At 44.2% G+C, this 18,177-nt stretch carries 10 protein-coding genes; 8 read left to right on the forward strand and 2 right to left on the reverse strand.

The window, feature by feature from the left end; all coding sequences use genetic code 11:
• The first annotated feature begins 458 nt into the window (after positions 1–458).
• On the forward strand, positions 459–1,754 hold the full coding sequence (locus tag AHMF7616_RS08590; RefSeq protein ID WP_147275633.1) for a hypothetical protein: 1,296 nt from the start codon (positions 459–461) through the stop codon (positions 1,752–1,754).
• Positions 1,755–1,891: 137 nt separating this feature from the next.
• Positions 1,892–10,183, forward strand: a complete 8,292-nt coding sequence (locus AHMF7616_RS08595) for a lectin-like domain-containing protein (RefSeq protein ID WP_115372516.1) — start codon at positions 1,892–1,894, stop codon at positions 10,181–10,183.
• A 180-nt stretch (positions 10,184–10,363) separates the two neighbouring features.
• Here AHMF7616_RS08595 and AHMF7616_RS08600 read toward each other — a convergent pair whose 3' ends face one another.
• Complete coding sequence (locus AHMF7616_RS08600) at positions 10,364–10,546, reverse strand: hypothetical protein (RefSeq protein WP_115372517.1); 183 nt, start codon at positions 10,544–10,546, stop codon at positions 10,364–10,366.
• 254 nt (positions 10,547–10,800) lie between these two features.
• On the opposite strand from AHMF7616_RS08600, the gene hemF reads away from it, so the two are divergent.
• The 6 genes from hemF (at position 10,801) to AHMF7616_RS08630 (ending at position 17,040) form a co-directional block, all read left to right on the forward strand.
• Positions 10,801–11,691: an oxygen-dependent coproporphyrinogen oxidase gene (gene hemF, locus AHMF7616_RS08605; RefSeq protein ID WP_115372518.1), complete on the forward strand. Its 891-nt coding sequence runs from the start codon at positions 10,801–10,803 to the stop codon at positions 11,689–11,691.
• 172 nt (positions 11,692–11,863) lie between these two features.
• Positions 11,864–12,439 carry a phosphatase PAP2 family protein gene (locus AHMF7616_RS08610; protein WP_115372519.1) on the forward strand — a complete coding sequence of 192 codons (576 nt, stop codon included), beginning with the start codon at positions 11,864–11,866 and terminating at the stop codon, positions 12,437–12,439.
• A gap of 26 nt (positions 12,440–12,465) precedes the next feature.
• Positions 12,466–12,882, forward strand: a complete 417-nt coding sequence (locus AHMF7616_RS08615) for a GNAT family N-acetyltransferase (protein WP_115372520.1) — start codon at positions 12,466–12,468, stop codon at positions 12,880–12,882.
• A 184-nt stretch (positions 12,883–13,066) separates the two neighbouring features.
• The gene (locus AHMF7616_RS08620; RefSeq protein WP_115372521.1) at positions 13,067–15,424 is read left to right on the forward strand and encodes a TonB-dependent receptor; all 2,358 of its coding nucleotides are present in this window, start codon (positions 13,067–13,069) and stop codon (positions 15,422–15,424) included.
• A 2-nt stretch (positions 15,425–15,426) separates the two neighbouring features.
• Positions 15,427–16,362 carry a DUF4249 family protein gene (locus AHMF7616_RS08625; RefSeq protein ID WP_115372522.1) on the forward strand — a complete coding sequence of 312 codons (936 nt, stop codon included), beginning with the start codon at positions 15,427–15,429 and terminating at the stop codon, positions 16,360–16,362.
• Positions 16,363–16,773: 411 nt separating this feature from the next.
• On the forward strand, positions 16,774–17,040 hold the full coding sequence (locus AHMF7616_RS08630; protein WP_115372523.1) for a hypothetical protein: 267 nt from the start codon (positions 16,774–16,776) through the stop codon (positions 17,038–17,040).
• A gap of 111 nt (positions 17,041–17,151) precedes the next feature.
• On the opposite strand, the gene AHMF7616_RS08635 is transcribed toward AHMF7616_RS08630, so the two are convergent.
• Positions 17,152–17,736: a riboflavin synthase gene (locus AHMF7616_RS08635; RefSeq protein ID WP_115372524.1), complete on the reverse strand. Its 585-nt coding sequence runs from the start codon at positions 17,734–17,736 to the stop codon at positions 17,152–17,154.
• Positions 17,737–18,177: the final 441 nt, after the last annotated feature.

The raw sequence follows: 18,177 nt of genomic DNA on the forward strand, positions 1-18,177 counted from the left end.
CTAAAATAAGCTTATATAAATTTGCCGCAGTGATTGTAACATTTTTAATGTAAACAACACTATTTAAAAGTTACATGAAGACATTACCTAATTTTAAATATGCATCTTCAAATTACAAGTACGTTTCGAATATACTAATTGACCGGGCAAAACCAGTTATAGCAAAGCCTAAACAAGCGAAGAGTTCTCCTAAGTCGCGCTTGTTTAATCGTACATTTTGGATATTGTTTTTATCTAATATTTTTTTCTTGTATATACTGTTATATAAGTTTTTTACTAACTAAATCAATCATTTGAGAATTTAGATTTTATCTAGTTTTCTCTCCAATCTAATAATATTTCGTGTAAGCTGGTTATAGCCACCTTTGGGGGCTTACTGCTTTTTATTTTCATTACTTACCATAGAAATAAAGCCCTTTTAGGGTTATCGGTTCTGTATTGCTTATACTTTATTGATTATGAATAAACTCTACTCATTAGTAATCCTCATTATACTTGTAACTATTTCTTTTAGAACAATGGCGCAAGTTTGTTCTACACCTGGAAAAGACGGAGTTTTGAGTGGCGCTACTACTATTGTCAACACGTACTATCCTGGTACGGCATCAGTAACAGCAGGAGCTAATCGAAGTATACCCATAGGAACTTCAGTGGGTAGTGCTACCCAAATTACCGCGGGTGATTTAGTATTAATCATTCAAATGCAGGGCGCTGATTTAAATTCGGCTGTTAACGATAACACTTACGGTACGGTTACGAACAATGTAGCGGGTATTTACGAATACGCGATTGCTACCAGCGGTATCACTGCCGGAGCTTTTACAGTGGCTAACCTGGTAAACAGCTACACCAATGCGGCCTACGGTATGCAGGGTCAGAAACGGTTTCAGGTAATCCGAGTGCCGCAGTACAGCAATGCAGCTCTAGGCGCAACTATTACGGCACCAGCCTGGAATGGTTCCACGGGCGGCGTGGTAGTATTGGATGTAGCGGGTAATTTAAATTTTAACGGAAATGGCATTAACGTGAACGGTCTAGGTTTTCGGGGAGGGGCCGGTCGCCAGCTTAATGGTGGAACCGGGCCAAATACCGATTATAGAAACTTATCTACGGTTAATACGCATGGTCAAAAAGGGGAAGGTCTGGCAGGTACTCCCGCTTACGTAAACAATGGCGGTACCTTGTTAAATACAACAGTAGAGGGTTATCCGAACGGTAGCTCGGCGCGCGGCGCTCCTGGTAACGCCGGCGGCGGCGGTACGGATGGAGCAACGAATAACAGCGAGAATACCGGCGGCGGCGGCGGCAGCAACGGTGGAGCCGGCGGCACAGGTGGCAACGCTTGGAATGATCCAGGTGTTACTGGTGGTGTGGGCGGCAGAGATTTAGCGTCGGTGATTACTACCCGCTTACTAATGGGCGGCGGCGGCGGGGCAGGTTCCACCAATGACGGTACCGGTAATCCGGGAGTTGGTTTCGCGAGCAGTGGGGCGGCCGGTGGGGGCATTGTTTTAGTAAGGGCTGGTTATGTTACCGGTAATGGTACCATTACTGCTAATGGTGGCAATGCGAATAATACCATATTAAACGACGGCAGCGGCGGCGGCGGTGCGGGTGGAAGCGTACTTATTACCAGCGCCGATGCCGCATTAAACACTGTAACGGTAAATGCGAACGGAGGTACCGGGGGCACTAACACGGGGGCGGCAGCAACCACGGTCCGGGCGGCGGTGGGGGCGGCGGTATCATTTTAGCTAATGGTGCGCTGGCCGGGGCAAATGTAAATTTTGGAACGGCCGGCACTACCTTCGACGGCAGTAATTTTGGGGCGACTCCCGGCTTAGTAGGAGAATTTAACCAAACTGCCACTCGTCCGGTTCTTGTAGCTCCTGTGGCTCCTAATTGTGTACCTACGGCCATTGATGTAACCGGCGATAATCTTTATAATACCGACCCAGCAACCACCATTCGGTCGTTAATTGGGTACGAAACGGATGGCGCTATTGCCTCTTACACTATCACCAGCTTACCTAACACCAACCAGGGCATTTTGTATTTAGCTAACGGTACTACAGCCGTTACGCTTAACCAGGTATTAAACCAGGCACAAGCCAGTACCCTTAAATTTGACCCAGCGGCGGGTTTTACGGGAACAGCTCTTTTTACGTATACAGTTACCGATAATAGCGGAGCTTTTGATGCCAGCCCGGCTACCTATTCTCTCACTATTTTAATCAATAATCCGCCGGTAGCTACGGACGTTACCAATGCTACTACTTTGGCCAATACCGCTGCTGCCACTGCTATTTCCGCTTTAGCGGCTACGGATGCCGACGGTACTATTGCTAGTTACACCATTTCAACTATACCAACTGCGGCGCAGGGCATCTTAGCCCTTGGCGGTACCGCCGTTACAGCCGGACAAATAATTACGCCAGCCCAAGCTACTACGCTTACCTTCGATCCGGCGGCGACTTTCACGGGTATCGCTTCTTTTACTTTTACCGCCGCCGACAACCGAGGTACGACCGATGATACGCCAGCCCTTTACCGCATTCCGGTGAACGCCGCGCCGTTGGCAAGTGATGTAATTACGTCCACTGCAAACGAAACCATAACCACTAATATTAATGCGTTAAGTGCTACTGATACAGATGGCACCATTGCGAGTTTTACCATTGTCAGCTTACCTAATGCGGGAACTCTGCTCGTAAACGGGATAGCTGCTACTATTGGTCAAGTTATTACGCCAACTCAAGCAACGCAGCTTTCTTATACTGCTCCTACTATAAATGGTAATGGAGCAGGACAAAACAACACTTTTACTTATAGGGCAACCGATAACAATTCAGTTATATCTAATACAGCTACTTATACCATTCCGGTAAGTAACACAGACCGGGGTAATAACCCAACAACTTTACCACCAACCGCCACGAATATTACTACTGCTCCCTTGCTCAATTCCCTTGCTGCAACGAACATTGCTTCTTTAAGTGCTACTGGCGGAACTATCACTACTTACCAAATTTTAGCTTCTTCCTTACCAACTGCTGCTCAAGGCGTGTTGTATGGAGGAACTATGATGCCTATAATGAGCTTTATATTAACAGGTGGCTATTATACGCTAACTGCTGCGCAAGCTGCTAGTTTACAGTTTGATCCCGCACCTGGTTATTTTGGTACGGCTACCTTTAGTTATAGAGCTAGCAATAATAATGGCGTGACCTACTCTACTAATACTGCTACTTATTCCATTCCAATTGATGCGGCTCCAGCAGTAAGTAATACAACGACGCCTCCTGTTGCAAATAATGCTACCCAAAAGCCGATCACCTCTTTAAGCGCCACCGACGCTGATGGCACTATTGTTAATTTTAAAATTGCTAGTCTGCCTACTTCAGGTACACTTTACATTAACGGTGTTGCTGTTACCGCAGCTAATCTGGCCAACACCTATTCGGCCACTGCTAACCAGTTAACCGGATTAACCTACCAACCTAATACTACTACGGCCACCACTGTTACGTTTACCTTTACTACTAACGATAATGACGGTTATGTATCTAACACGGGTACCTACTCTATTCCGGTTCAGGTAAATGCGGCCCCGGATATTACTTCTAATGGTGGCAATGCGACAGCCGTTGTTTCCTTTACGGAAAACAGTACAGCGGTGATAACCACGGTTATAGCTACTAATGATAACAGTGCTACGGGTGGTACGACTCTTACCTATAGCATTTCCGGCGGTGATGATCAAACGAAATTCATTATTAATTCTACTACCGGGGCATTAACGTTTTTATCTTCGCCTAACTTTGAATTACCAACTGATGTGGGAGCTAATAACGGTTACGAAGTAATCGTCCGGGTAACCGATAACGGTACCGGTAACCTGTACGATGAACAGGCTATCACCGTAAACGTGATCAATGTCAACGAGGCACCTACTACTCCCACTGATAACAATCCGGCTATTAACACAATTGCCGAAAATGCCACGAACGGTACGACCGTAGGTATCACTGCTCAAGCTACTGACCCTGATGCGCCCACCACTCTCACCTATTCTTTATCAGATAATGCGGGTGGTCGTTTTACTATTAATCCTACTTCGGGTGTTGTTACCGTGGCAGATGGCACTTTACTTAATTTCGAAAACGCGACTTCGCATAATATTACGGTGCGGGTAACTGATAATGGCACTCCGACGGCCTTTACCGAGCAGATATTTACCATTGCAGTTACCGATGTAAACGAACCGCTGGTGCAAGTAGTTAACGCTACTCTCACTGTAGCTGAAGGTGCAACCGGCTTAATCAACAACACCTTGCTCGAATTTACTGATCCAGAGTTGGCTACCGTAACCTACACCATAACCACCGCGGTGAATAACGGTACCTTATTCCGGGATACGGACGGTGACAACATAATTGATGCAGGCGAAGATTTTGCTTTATATAGTACTTTTACCCAAGCAAATATTAACAGTGGTCTAATAAAGTACGCGCATAATGGTAATGAGCCGTCTACTACCAGTTTCGGATTTTCAGTATCAGATGGCACCAATACACTCATTAACCGAACTTTTAACATTAATGTTACTCCGGTTAATGATCCTCCTACCACGCCAATCGACTTTAATGCTACTGCTAATACGATAGCTGAAAACGCCACTGCCGGTACTTTAGTGAATATCACTGCTCGTTCAACAGATCCGGATGCGGGAGCTACTATTACGTATGCTTTCGCAGCAGGTGGCAATCCGGGTAATCGTTTTGCTATAGACGCTACTACCGGAGTGGTGACAGTAGCTACTGGCGCTGTTATTAATTATGAAACTGATCAAAACTTTACCATTACGGTATTTGCTTCCGATGGCACCATCAACTCTGCTAATCAAAGCTTTTTAATAAATGTACTTGACGTAAATGAACCGCCCATATTTACTACTCCGGCGGCTCTCTCGGTAGCGGAGAACAACACCGCAGTAACAACCCTGGCAGCTACCGACCCGGAAAATAACAGCATTACGTACACCATTACAGGCGGAGCCGATGCCGGCAAATTTAATTTAACATCAGCGGGGGTATTAACATTTCTTACCGCACCTGATTTTGAAGGCCCTACCGATGTTGGGAACGATAATACTTACGTAGTAACAGTGCGAGCCACCGATACCGGTACTCCAGCAGGTTTTACCGACCGAACTATTACCTTAACTGTAACCAACCAAAATGAAGCACCCGTAGTAACCGACTATACCAATGCCACGCTGCTAAATACGGCCGGTCCTACGGGCTTAGGACTACCCACCGTCACCGATCCAGAAAACAATTTTCAATCTTTTCGGTTTCCTACTATTCCGAATACTGCCACGCAAGGTACTCTAATTGTAAATGGTAATCCAGCTGTTGCCAATCAAGATTACATTTTAGCTACGTTTCCAACTATTACCTTTACTCCTCTTGTAAGTAATACTGCCGATGTTATTTTTACATTTACGCTTACTGATAACGGCGGACTCACTAGTAACACTGGAACTTTTACTATTCCCATCAACGGCGAACCCGTAGCTCAGAATGTAACCAATGCTGCTATCTTGAATACAGTCGCCAATGTGTCTTTAAATACTGGTTTGGCAGCTAACGACGATGGTACCATAGCTAAATTTCGTTTAACCAGTTTACCTACTTCCGGCACCCTCCTATATAATGGAGTAGCACTTACTACAACTGGTACCGAATACGATTGGGTAAACCGGAACCTATTAACCTATACTCCCGCCGCGGGTTTCAGCGGGAACGCTACCTTCCAATATACGGTCCGTGATAATGAAGGAGCACTTGATGCTTCGGCGGCTACCTATACCATTCCGGTAACGGATAATCCCCGGCCAGTAACTATAGCAGTAGCAACAGTAACTATGCCCAGTACCAACGGACCGACTGATATTACGGATTTTAGCGGCACTGATACGGCACCAGGCTCAGTGGCTAAGTATATAATCAAATCCATTTCGGGTACGGCCGCTCAAGGAACACTCTTGTTAAATACCACGGCTCTAACGACCGGTAGTGAAGTACTAGCTACCGATGTTGCTAATGTAAGGTTTGATCCGGTAGATGGGGCTTCTGGTTCGTATATTTTTACCTTTACCGCCGTTGATAACCAAGGTGCCGAAGATTTAACGCCGGAAAATTATACTATTGCCATCACTAACAACGTCCGGCCGACTACTGATGATAAAAACGCAACGGTACCCAGTACGGCGGATGCAGTAACCATTGTTCCTTTTACCGGCGCTGACACTAGTCCGGGTACCGTTACTAAGTTTGTAATAAAATCAATTACTGGTACTCTTGCGCAAGGCACATTATACTTAGGTACTACGGCCTTAGCGGTAAATAGCGAGGTATTGCTAGGCGATGTTAATAATTTAAAATTTGACCCGGCTAATGGTAGTTCTGGTACTTTTTCCTTTACCTACACCGCCGTCGATAACCAAAACGCAGAAGACCTAACCCCGGCTACCTACAATATTGCTATTATTGCCGATAATGCTGCTGTTTATTCTTCGCCGAATACTTATAACAAAGATGCTTTAGCGCTTAACTCGGTATTGGCTACCGTTACCGATACTGATGGTGCCTTGACCTCTGCCACTTTGGCGGCTGGTTTTACACTGCCCGCTGGAACAAGCCTCAATGCCTTAACCGGAGCAGTAACGGTAAGTAATGCGGCCAACGTAGTGGCCGGCACTTACACTTTTTCGGTGAATACGGTGGATATTAAAGGCGGCAAATCAACTGTACCTGTAACTATTACCATCGTCAACGATAATGCAGAAGCCGTATATTCAACGCCGAATACCTTTAACAAAGACGCTTTAGCTACCGGTTCTACTATAGCTACTGTGTCCGACGCGGATGGCGCTTTAACATCGGCAATTGTAGCTGGTACTGCTCTGCCCACTTGGATGAGCTTGGATGCCGTCACCGGAGCCATTACCGTGAACAACGGGGCCGCTGTGGTAGCAGGTACTTACACAACTACTATCAATACCGTAGACAATAAAGGCGGCAGATCAACGCCAACGGTGTCTATTACCATCATCAACGATAATGCAGAAGCCGTTTATTCTACGCCTAATATTTTCAACAAAGACGCTCTAGTTACCACTTCTACTTTAGCGACCGTGTCGGATGCGGATGGCGCACTAACATCGGCGATTGTAGCTGGTACTGCTCTGCCTACTTGGATGAGCTTAAATGCCACTACTGGAGCCATTACCGTGAATAACGCGGCTGCCGTAGTAGCGGGTACTTACACAACTAACGTTAACACGGTAGATAATAAAGGCGGCAGATCAACACCAACTGTCTCCATTACAATCAACAATGATATAGAAGCGGTTTACTCTAGTACGGCGACCAATACTTATAACAAGGATGCTTTGGCGCTTAACTCAGTGTTGGCCACGGTGTCGGATCTAGACGGGGCTATCACTTCAGCGGTAGTATCCGGAACAGCTTTACCTACCTGGATGAGTTTAAATGCATCTACTGGAACCATTACCGTGAACAATGCGGCTTCTGTAGTCGCGGGTACCTACACAACTAACGTTAACACGGTAGATAATAAGAATGGCAAATCAACCGTACCCGTTACCATTGTGATTAACAACGACGTAGAGGCTGTTTATTCCACTACTAATATTTACTCCCGTTTTGCTATAACCAATGGAACACCAGTGGCCACTGTATCTGATACCGATGGGGCTATAACTAGTGCTACGCGTACGGGAACCGCTTTACCGGTATTCTTAACCTTAAATACTAATGGTACCATCACGGTTAATTCAAACCCCGTGGCGGATGGTACTTATGCCACCACGGTGAATACCATTGATGCTAAAGGTGGAACATCTACCAATATACCCGTTTCTATTACCATTAACTCTGATCTGTATCAGCCCAATAATGACGCGTTTAAAGTGGCCGACAACTGTTATCAGTTAACCCCAGATGAGGGAACGAAAAGAGGTGAAGTGTGGCGTGTAACGCCCATTAACTTTGCCAACTCTTTTGAAGTAAGCTTTAACGCCTATTTAGGTGACAAAGATGGGGGTGCCGATGGAATGGCTTTTGGCTTTCAACGAACTACTAATCCTTTGTTTGCCAGTGGCCAAACGGGTGAAGGTTTGGGTTTTGGGGATGGGGCGGCTCGCACCGGCGGTATTAAGCCTTCTGTGGCTATTGAATTTGATACGTATCAGAACACATTCACCGGGAGTGCAGCCATTGAACCCGCTTACGATCATATTTCTATTTTCAAAAATGGGGATGAACGAGATCCCGTCACTACTATACAAGGTACGAAAGCAGTGCAAATGAGCAGTACGAACGTTAACGTAGAAGATAATGTCTCGCATCCGGTGCGGATTATCTGGAAAAAAAGTACCAATACCTTATATGTTTACTTTAATAATGTGCTGCGTGCCAGCTACTCCGAAGATTTTGTGAATACTGTTTTTGGCGGCAATCCTACAGTTTATTTTGGCTTTACCGCTAGTACCGGAGGCTCTACTAACCGTCACGAAGTTTGCGAAATTACCTTTACCATCATGGATGAAGATGGCGACGGCATAGCAGATTCTGAAGACTTAGATGATGACAATGATGGCATTCCGGATATCCTGGAATCAGGTGGCTTTGATCCCTCTGGTGATGATGACAATGACGGTATTCTAAATTATAAAGATCCTACTTTCCCGAATGGTAATTTTAACAATACCACTGGCGTAAACAGATTATTTGACAAAGACAATGATGGCATCATCAATGCTTTTGACTTAGATTCGGATGGAGACGGGATTACCGACGTGGTAGAACAGGCTCCTAATGGTTTAGAACCTTCCTCCAACTATAGTTCCAGCTCGGGTCGTCTTACCAGTCCGGTAGGTAGCAATGGTATCCCAAGTAGTTCTACCACTACCACCGCTGCAAGTTTAAACGACTTCGATGGTGATGGCTTATACAATTTCCTCGACATTGATGCCGATAACGACGGATTACGCGATTACCTGGAAGCGCAAGCTACACCTAGTCCGGCAGTACGCACGCCTAGCGGCATCGATACGGATAAGGACGGCATTGATAATACCTACGATGCTACATGCGGCTGCGGCAGTAACGGTACGCCGCTTTACCCGGTTGTATCGGGTGTATTAAATCCCCGGCCCGATTATCTGGATGAAAACAGCGACGATGATTTGTACGGCGATGCTATTGAGGCTTTTGATAACAATAGCGACCCATCGAAAGTAATCGGCTACTCGCTGTTGGATTTAAAAGATTTGGCTGACAAGTTCAAGGCAGCAGCTACTACAGCCGGTAATTTAACAGCCGCAGGTTATTACGACAATACTGCGGACAGCGACAGTGATGGTATCCCAAATTGGCTGGAAGATGCTGATAATGACAAACGCTTAAATCATGTCGATTTTGGAAGCGGCTTTTACCACGACTCTGACAACGATGGCTGGATTGACTTGTTTGATCAGGATAGCTACGGTACCATGCCGACCGTGAACTACGCCTTCCGGAGCAATGCCACGCAAATACCATTACCGGCGGAGTTGATCTTGTTTGCGGCCAAGCTGCAGAAAGACGGGACCTTGCTGAATTGGGAAACGGCTTCGGAAACCAACAATGCCTATTATGAGGTAGAAAGAAGTTCGGATGGAGTTACATTTGAATCCATTGGGCGGGTAAAAGGAGCCGGTACTACTTCGCAACTTTCGCGGTATACTTTCCTGGATAAACAACCCTATAACGGAACTACCTACTACCGCTTAAAAATGGTAAATGTAAAAGGAAACTACCGGCACAGTGGTGTAATTGCCGTGAAACGTGCTTTTGTTAGCCGTCCGCAATTAAAAGCTTATCCGAACCCAACTACGGGTGAGTTTAGCTTGGACGTAACGGCTCTGGTAGCCGAAGACGTACAAATTACCATTACCGATATAACCGGCCAGGTCATACAAACTAAGAAAATACCTGCTTCTGTCGGTGTAAACAGCGTTTCCTTGAATATTACCGACCTGCGTACGGCTACTTATTTAATTATTGTAAGAGGATCTAATATTTATTTAGTAGACCGCATCGTAAAATTCTAGTAGCCAGGTTAAGCAATTACGCCAATAATTCAGTTTTTACGACTGGGTTATTGGCGTAATTTGTTTTGGAATAGTAATACCGGGAGCTACCATTTGCTTTCCATCCTACTATATACATTTTTTAAATTTTTCTATTTAAACCGCCCACCATTTAGATCATACTTTAAATAGCTAATCTATTTAATACATGCTTTTCTTTTTTAACTCATTACTTCCCTGTTGCTTGCCTAGTTTCAAAACAGCTTTAGCGTAATCTTTTTTAAAAAATTCTTCGTTGTTGCATTTAGGGTACCTTGGGTATGCTTGCTTATTGTCACCACAGATTTGATAATCGGCAAATAAACTTTTTTGTACCTCCACCATTTTCTAAATATTATAACTTATTAAACTAACTTGATTGCTTGTTGATAGAGTGGCTTACTCCGTAACTAAAAATTCTATTTAACGAATCGGTAAGTTGTTTTGATTAATACTAATTAATTTTAGCCGCCAGAATAAAGAAAGTTTTATTGATTTGGTACTGGCGTAAATACCGGTAATTTATTGTTGCCCAAAATGACCCAGTAAGCATAAACCTTCAAAATTTTAAATAATACATTCATTCGTAATTCACTAAAATGAAAAAAAGAGTAGAAGCCTGGATTCGGGAATTTCAGGACCGGTTGTGTCGCGCATTAGAAGAATGTGATGGCCAGGCACTTTTTCAGGAAGATAATTGGCAACACGAAACTGGCGGCGGGGGACGGTCGCGGGTTATTCAAAACGGAGCCATTTTCGAAAAAGGTGGGGTAAACTTCTCGGCAGTTTCCGGCGAAATGCCCCAAGCCGCCGCGGCTAAGTTACTAATGCCCGATAACCGGTATTTTGCCACCGGCGTTTCGGTAGTATTACACCCTAGCAATCCCATGATTCCGATTACGCACATGAACGTTCGTTATCTGGAAGCCGGCAATGGCGAAGCTTGGTTTGGTGGCGGCATTGATCTCACGCCGATTTACGTGGATGTAGTCCAAGGCCGCTATTTTCATGCACAACTTAAAAAAGTGTGCGACCAGCATCATCCGGATTTCTACTCCCGGTTTAAACAATGGGCCGATGATTACTTTTACTTGCCGCATCGCCACGAAACCCGGGGCATCGGGGGGGTTTTCTTCGACCGGCTTACCCCGGCTGGAGACATGGACATAGATCAACTATTTGCTTTGGTGCAGGATGTGGCCGACGTATTTGCCCCTACTTACACCCACATTATAAATCAAAATCGTCATTTAACTTACACGGATCAGCAAAAAGAATGGCAATTGCTGCGCCGGGGCCGCTACGTAGAATTTAATCTGGTCCATGACCGGGGCACCAAGTTCGGCCTGGAAACGGGCGGACGGGTAGAATCTATTCTTATGAGTTTGCCTACTTACGCTTCTTGGCGCTATAATTACAAACCCGAACCCGGCAGCCCCGAAGAAAAAACCCAGCAATTTTTAAAAAAAGGCATTGATTGGGTGAAGTGAGTTGCAGGTTACAGGTAGCAACTTACAGGTTGTAAAAATGTGTTGAGAAAGTTGCAGGTTCAAATCAACTTTTATACTTTATTTTCACATAAAATTTATCTTCGCTTCAGAAAACTAAATTTTTAATTATTTAAACTCACAACCTGTAACCTGCAACCTGCAACTAAATCCCGTGCTGGAAAAAATTAAACAACTTGACCAGGAATGGTTCTTGACGATTAATGGCTACCATTCCAGTTTTTGGGACCCTATTATGGTGGCTATTTCGGACCGACTGTTCTGGATTCCTTTTTATTTAATTTTAGCTGCCTATTTAATTTACCGGCACCGGCGGCAGAGTATCCTGATGTTTTTGGCTATAGGTTTAGCATTACTCGCCGCCGATGGTATTTCATCACGCTTTATTAAGCCGTATTTTGCCCGATTGCGGCCCTGCCACGATGCTACTTTATCCGAAACCATTAATATTGTAGGGGGTTGCGGGGGTAAGTTCGGCTTTTTATCGTCGCACGCGGCTAATACGTTTGCCATTGCCATGCTGTTCGCGCTCATGCTGCCGGATCGATACCGTTATTTTAAAATTTTTGCCTTTATCTGGGCGGTAGCCATCTCGTATAGTCGCGTTTACTTGGGGGTGCATTTTCCCGGGGATGTACTGGGTGGAGCCGTTTTGGGCATTGTACTGGGTCTTATATTCGGCTTTTTATTCCGCAAGCTCCTGGTGCGTCATCCTTATTTTACCAGGTAATTTTAAAAAAATTTAACCGGTTCTATATGAATACCAATTTTTACGTATCAACAGAAAAAACTAAGTTAGACAAAAATGTAATAATTGATTTTCTGCAAAATAAATCATACTGGGCAAAAACAAGAAGTAGAGAAACGATAGAGACGTCCATTGAAAACTCGTTTTGTTTTGGCATATATACTTTAAAAAATAAACAAGTTGGTTTTGCCCGGGTAATAACTGACTTTGGCGTTTTTTCCTGGCTATTGGATGTGTTTATTCTGGAGGAATATCAAAATAAAGGTTTAGGAAATTTTTTGCTGCAGGAAATAATGGCGCACCCTGATTTACAAGCAATTAAAAGATGGGGTTTAGGAACAAAAGATGCGCATGGCTTATATGAAAGATTTGGTTTTACTGCGTTGTCCGATCCGGGTATAATGATGGAAAAAATCAATAAATAGAGAAGCAGAAAATTTTAACAAAATTAGCTCAAGGGTTAATCACAACGGTTATTAAAAAATAAAAAACTATTTACTCCTTTTTTGTTCTACAGTTTCCTTCATGAAGGATTACCTAACTTACTGGTAACTTTCCGGGCTGCAATTTGTTTAAATAACAAATCTTTGTGCCGAACCACTCATACCTTTGAATAAGCTCTTTTTACTCTTACTTTTATTTATTTCGGGCTCCGTTTGGGGGCAGCAAAAATATACGCTTAGTGGTTATATTCGGGATGCCGCCTCGGGCGAAAGCTTAGTGGGGGCATCCGTACGCCTTCAACAAAACCCCAGTCAAGGGAGCGCGGCCAATAATTACGGCTTCTATTCCATTACCCTTGCTCCGGGAACCTACACCCTAATCGCGCAGTATTTAGGCTACCGCGCCCAGGAAATTAAAATTACCTTAACTTACAACCAGCAACAAGACATTCTGTTGGAGGTAGCCTCGGTGGAGGTAGAAGAAGTCGTGATCTCGGATAAGCGGCCCGATGAGCAGGTAAAAAGCACGCAACTCGGCCAGGTAGTTTTGCCTATCCAACAAATTAAAACTTTACCGGTATTATTTGGCGAAACCGATATTTTAAAAACCATTCAATTACTGCCCGGCATCAAGTCGGGTGGCGAGGGCAATACCGGATTTTACGTGCGCGGTGGTGGTGCCGATCAAAATTTAATTTTGCTCGACGAAGCGGTGGTGTATAATCCAGGTCATTTATTTAATTTTTTCTCTGTGTTCAACGGCGATGCTATCCGCAACACCACGGTTATTAAAGGCAATATGCCAGCGCGCTACGGTAGTCGCTTAGCCTCCGTGATAGACATCAGCATGAAAGAAGGAAACAAAGATCAGTTGCGGGCCGAAGGCGGCGTGGGTATAATTGCTTCCCGGTTTTTAGTAGAAGGCCCGCTGGCGCGGCAAAAAGCTTCCTTTATGCTTTCTGGTAGGCGAACTTATTTAGACGTGCTGGCCAATCCTTTTTTAAAAAATACTGCTCAAGGCGGAGTCCCCTACTCTTTTTACGACTTAAACGGCAAGATTAATTATACTCTTTCGCGCCAAGACCGCTTATATTTAAGTGGTTACCTGGGCAACGATAAAGGAGCCTTTGACTTATCCGATGGCCGCTTTCAGGCAGATTTTGATTGGGGAAATAAAATAGCCGTGGCGCGTTGGAATCATCTTTTTTCTGATAAGCTGTTCTTAAATGTATCCGGCATTTATAACCAATACCGCTTTATTTTTGATTCGCACTTTGATAATTACAGTTCTAAACTAGATACCGGCGTAAAAGATGTGGGTGTAAAAGTAGATTTTGATTATTACCCTTCCGTGCGGCACACACTGCAATACGGCTTGCACCTTACCCGGCATTTAGTAACTCCTCGGACGGGCACCGCCCAAACCGAAGAAGGAGTAGATTTTTCGACGGATCGGGTTCGCCGCAAGCAAGTATACGAAGCTGCCGTCTACGTTTCGGATGATTGGGCCGTATCGGAACGATTAGCTTTGAATATAGGCTTGCGCCTGAGTGGTTTGCGCCAAACCGGACCTTTTACCCAGTTTAACTTTAACCAAACGGGCCGCCTGGTTGATTCTGTTACCTATGCCGCCAACCAAAAAGTAAAAGATTACCTGGCCTGGGAGCCGCGATTTTCCTGGCGGTATTCTGTTTCTAAAACCGCCTCGGTAAAGGCAGGAATATCCCGGAATGCGCAGTATTTGCATTTAGTGTCTAACGCCTATACCGCTTTGCCCGTTGATATTTGGGTACCGAGTTCGGCTTTGGTAAAACCGCAGTTTTCGTGGCAATATGCGGGCGGGTATTTTCAAAATTTTAAAAATAATGCCTACGAAGCTTCTGTGGAAGTGTATTACAAGACCCTGGATAACCAACTGGAATACCGCGAAGGCTACGTGCCCGGTCCTTTAAATAAAGATTTAGAGTACGAGTTTGTAGTGGGCCATGGACGCTCATACGGGGCTGAGTTTTTTATCCGGAAAAATCAGGGCAAGTGGCAAGGTTGGTTAGGTTATGCTGTCGCACGTACTACCCGCACTTTCCCGGATTTAAATAACGGAAAAGCTTTTCCGGCCCGTTCTGACCGGCGCCACGACTTGTCTTTGGTAACTTCCTATCAGTATAATACGAACTGGACCTTGGGCGGAACTTTTACTTTAGGCACTGGCCAATCGGTAACTTTACCCGAACGGCGTTACGTGATCGAAGATGCCGTTATTTACCAATACGGAGCTCGTAATGGTTTCCGGATGCAGCCCACTCACCGTTTAGACTTATCGGCCACTTACCAGAAAAAAAAGCCGGGTTGGTTGCAAACCAGCTGGACTTTTGCCGTTTATAATGCCTACGGCCGGCATAATCCTTTCTTTTATTACATCGATAACGAGGGAAGCCCTTACGCCGATTCTTTAACCATGCAGGCTAAAAAAGTAAGTGTGTTTCCTTTTCCAATACCCTCGGTAACTTGGAATTTTAGTTTCTGAACATGAAGTTTTTTTTAAATTTTTGGTTAAATCTAAGCTGTAGTTTATTGCTGATTAGTTGCGAAGAAGATATTGCCATTGATTTGGCCGCGGGCGAAGAAAAATTTGTGGTGCAGGGCCATATCGAGCAAAATGCGCCACCGTATGTTATTTTGAGCCGCAGTATTCCGGTATTTGGTTCGGCCGTAACCGAGGCATTTGTAAATGCTATTGTGCACCGGGCTGCCATTACAATACGGTCTGCCGGTAGGGTTTACCCTTTGCAAGAAGTGCTGCTCACTAGCTTACCCACTGACCAGCAACAAATTATTAGTGAACAGTTTGGCTTTCCTCTGCCCATTGAAACCAATTCGCCGCTAGCGAAAGTAACCGTTTATACTTCTCCGGATTTAAAAGGCGAAATTGGAAATACCTACCACCTGCAAATTACCGCGGAAGGTAAGACCTTAAGTGCCACTACCACCATACCCACTCCTACGCCGGTAGATTCTTTGTGGTTTCGGCCGCATCCTAATCCTAAAAACGATAGCTTGGTAACGTTGTGGTACCGGTACCCGGATCCCGATACGTTAGGTAATAACGTCCGGTTTTTTACCAGCCGGCCATCCGAACCGTTTTACCCCGGCTACCAGGCTTCGGTGTTAACCGATGAATTTGTAAATGGCCGCACTATTGAATTTCCTTTAGAACGGGGTTACCCGAAATCCGCGAAAGTAGACCTGGAAACCTACAGTTATTTTAAAAAAGGCGATACGGTGCGTTTAAAATGGGCCGCGATCGACTACCAACATTACCAATTCTGGTTTACGCTGGAGGCCGACCGGGCCAGCAATGGTAATCCCTTCGGCTTTCCGACTACCGTGCGCTCTAATGTTACCGGTGGCTTAGGAATATGGGGCGGTTACGGGGTAAGCCGGCATACGGTAATCAGCCGCTAATTGGTTGCAGGTTGGAAAGTTGCAGGTTACAGGTTACAGGTTGCAAATTACAGGTTGGAAGGTTATAAAGTTGAAAGGTTGGAAGGTTGGAAATAATCGGATTCGTTGTGCTTAGAGTTAGCGCAGCGTTCTAAGTACTTTTGGTGCAGCCAATCTCTGATTGGCGTTTACACGAACTCTCCGTATAACGAAGTAATATTTTCAAGATTACGCAAATCATAAATGGCTGTCCGGATAATACTAAGAGCCTGATTTTTTAAATTTTATTATTCGAACAACGAGCAACCAATAACGAACTCCGCAGGTTTGCATTTGGGCAATACTTTACACGGGTTATCTTAAACTTTTTTAAAAAAATAAACCTTACCTTAACTAGCCCGCGTATGGGTAATATCACCAATAAATAAACTTATGAGCGAAACAAAAAAAACCACTAACCGCAAAGAAATTGAAAAATGGGCCGAGCAACACGGCGGCGTTCCGTCTATAATAAAAGGTACCGAAGATGATGGAAAAGGTGACGGCGTCCTGCGCATCCATTTCCCAAAGAAAAGCAAAGATAACGACAGTTTCGAGGAAATTAGTTGGGACGAATTCTTCAAAGAATTTGAGGCTAAAAAGTTAGCCATCCTCCTCAGCGAAGACAGCAACTTCAGCAAACTCGTAAAGCGCGACTAATCAAAGCGAATCATTCATTAATATACGACAAATCCGGCGGATGTAAAACCGCCGGATTTTACTTGTAAAGCGTTGTTTTAAATTTTTTTATTTCTGCTACCTTATCCGGGGCTATTTGCCTAAAAGTTTAGCTACGTATTTACCAATAATATCAAACTCCAGGTTTACGGTGCTGCCGGCCCGCACATTTTGCAGATTAGTGTGCTCATAAGTATACGGGATAATGGCTACCGAAAATTGATTACGCTGCGAATTAACTACTGTTAAACTAATCCCATTCACGCAAATAGAACCTTTTTCCACGATAATATTGCCCGCAGTAGTATCGTATGCAAAGGTATACAGCCAACTCCCGTTCTGATCAACTACCGCTAAGCAAGTACCTATCTGATCTACGTGGCCCTGTACTACGTGCCCGTCGAAGCGGCCATTGGCTTGCATGCAGCGTTCCAGATTTACCAAGTCGCCGGGGTGTAAGCTATTTAGATTGGTTTTCTGTAAGGTTTCCTGGATAGCCGTTACAGTGTATTCCTGGTTTTGAATAGCCACCACGGTTAAACAAACGCCATTGTGCGACACACTTTGGTCGATCTTTAACTCCGGGGTAATCTCCGCCTGTATGGTAAAATGTTTATTCGTATTTTCTGCCCGGATGCTTTTTACACGTCCGAGGGTTTCGATGATGCCGGTGAACACAATTGTATATTTTAAATTGAATTATTTTAACTACTATAATTAACTAAAACTAAATATCTAATTCGATGCATTAGATTTTCGACAGTTGCTAAAACACACTAATACCAAACAGTATCAATATCAATAAACTTATTAATAATATGATTCCTGAAATTTTAATATAAGTAATTAAAGTAAGTTTAACTCCTTCCGAAATTTCTTTATTGTCAGGATTGTTTTTATTGCCATAATTAGTTGCTAAATAGAGGCCACCGAAGATTAAAGGTATAGCAAATATAGTTATCTTAAAAAATGTAAAATCTGCACTATTAGATATTTTCCAATTCCATTTAGATAAGCCTTGTATAAAACTACAGACCAACAATATCAATGATCCATTAAAAGTGAGATCGTGTGTTTTATTCCTCATAGAGTATTAGTGAAATTAATCTATTTGAAATA

This window comes from Adhaeribacter pallidiroseus (assembly GCF_003340495.1).
Classification (GTDB): Bacteria; Bacteroidota; Bacteroidia; order Cytophagales; family Hymenobacteraceae; genus Adhaeribacter; species Adhaeribacter pallidiroseus.

Coding starts and splice junctions, on each gene's coding strand:
- AHMF7616_RS08590 (WP_147275633.1), top strand. CDS start 459: ATGAATAAACTCTACTCATTAGTAATCCTCATTATACTTGTAACTATT.
- AHMF7616_RS08600 (WP_115372517.1), bottom strand. CDS start 10,546: ATGGTGGAGGTACAAAAAAGTTTATTTGCCGATTATCAAATCTGTGGT.
- hemF (WP_115372518.1), top strand. CDS start 10,801: ATGAAAAAAAGAGTAGAAGCCTGGATTCGGGAATTTCAGGACCGGTTG.
- AHMF7616_RS08615 (WP_115372520.1), top strand. CDS start 12,466: ATGAATACCAATTTTTACGTATCAACAGAAAAAACTAAGTTAGACAAA.
- AHMF7616_RS08625 (WP_115372522.1), top strand. CDS start 15,427: ATGAAGTTTTTTTTAAATTTTTGGTTAAATCTAAGCTGTAGTTTATTG.
- AHMF7616_RS08630 (WP_115372523.1), top strand. CDS start 16,774: ATGAGCGAAACAAAAAAAACCACTAACCGCAAAGAAATTGAAAAATGG.